The organism is Moorena sp. SIO3B2 (assembly GCF_010692525.1).
Classification (GTDB): Bacteria; Cyanobacteriota; Cyanobacteriia; order Cyanobacteriales; family Coleofasciculaceae; genus Moorena; species Moorena producens.
The window spans coordinates 1-1,507 of record NZ_JAAHHE010000847.1 but is presented as its reverse complement, the minus strand read 5'-3'; the positions used below and the strand labels follow the sequence as shown (position 1 = coordinate 1,507).

The following is a 1,507-nucleotide window of genomic DNA, read 5'->3' as shown; positions in this document are numbered from 1 at the left end:
ATTACTCTTGATGTTAGGGATGGTGGTTAATTCTAGGGCAAGGGCATGTTTGTGGTAGTGCTGTCTTTGCCTAATAAGTTGAAAATGATCGGAGTCAGTAACACTATCTGACCACTAATACTTGGATGTTTATTCTCTCATTAAAGTCTAATTGTTAGACACAATTATAATAACTGACAAACGCTTGTATAGTCAAAAAAATTGTTAATTTGTGTATGATTTAAGCAATTTAACAGTCAATAATCCGTGGTTAATAATACAAATTACTGAATTTCTCTGATCAGTATTTACACAATATTTTTTTTGATAGATAATTATTTTTAGTTATCAAGGATAGTATTTACTATCAAGGAATATAAACATGATTACAACGATAAATGGAACACCAGGGGATGATTTTATTCAGGGTACTCCTGGTGATGATCTCATCTTCGGTAATGATGGTGATGACCAAATTAATGGCAATGGTGGCAATGATACTCTTTTAGGTGGTGCTGGCAATGACCAAATCAATGGTGGCTCTGGCATGGATATCATCGAAGGTAATGATGGTGATGACCAGCTTAATGGCAATGGTGGGAATGATCATCTTTTTGGTGGTGATGGCAATAACCAAATCAATGGTAGCTCTGGTAACGAAGTCTTAGCGGTGCCGGGTGAAAGCCTTGGTAATAACCAGCTTAATGGCAACGGTGGCAATGACATCATTAATGGTGGGAATGGTGATGACGTGCTTAATGGTGGTTCCCAGGCTGATACAATTGTTAGCAATAATGGTGATGACCTACTAAATGGCAATGGTGGCAATGATGTCCTTGCTAGTCTTGGTGGAAATAACACTTTAACTGGCTCTTCTGACAGTGAGATTTTTAACGTTGGGGATGGCGATGATATTATTTTCGCCAATGGTGGAGACGATACAATTTCTAGTGGTCAAGGTCTAGACCAAGTCTTTTTAGGAACAGGTGCTGCTGAAGTCTTTTTAAGTACAGGGGATGGGTATGATACTATCTATAACTTTGATCTTAGTCAAGCTAAATTTGAGTTAGAATCAGGCTTAGATTTTGGGAGCTTGGACTTCTCTGATACTAGCCAAGGAGTTGAAATATTTAGTGACGATGACCTTCTAGCAGTTGTAGTTGGAGTTCAGGCTAGCCAAATCGATAATCCTAATTTCTTCATCTAATTTGTTATTGTCAGCTTCACGTATTTGGTAGTTGCTCTTCATTTATGTATGGGGAAAAACCAAAAATAGACCTTATTCACAAATCTTTTCTGGAAGCTCAATAGTCTGATGCACTTCCAACTACATTGTTTCTAGACCCGATGATGGGTCTTTTTTTTTGTAATGACTAGCCCGGCGGTTGGATCTGTCTTTTTGATGGCTGCGTTCGCGTAGCGTGGCCTAAAGGCCAATCGCACACCCTTTCCTCATCTCTACATTCCCTGGGTTTCTTGTTCAGGTACAGCTGCGATCGCAAACCCAAACCCCATCTCTACATGCCCA

General features: G+C 39.3%; 1 protein-coding gene. It reads left to right on the top strand.

Features of this window, described 5'->3' with window-relative positions; all coding sequences use genetic code 11:
* Positions 1 to 361: 361 nt before the first annotated feature.
* A complete protein-coding gene (locus tag F6K38_RS41715) occupies positions 362 to 1,186 on the top strand; it encodes a calcium-binding protein (protein WP_287297186.1) in 825 nt (274 codons plus the stop codon).
* Positions 1,187 to 1,507: the final 321 nt, after the last annotated feature.

What these genes read in the sequence shown, in the direction of transcription:
- F6K38_RS41715 (WP_287297186.1), top strand. Translation starts at nt 362, where the DNA reads ATGATTACAACGATAAATGGAACACCAGGGGATGATTTTATTCAGGGT.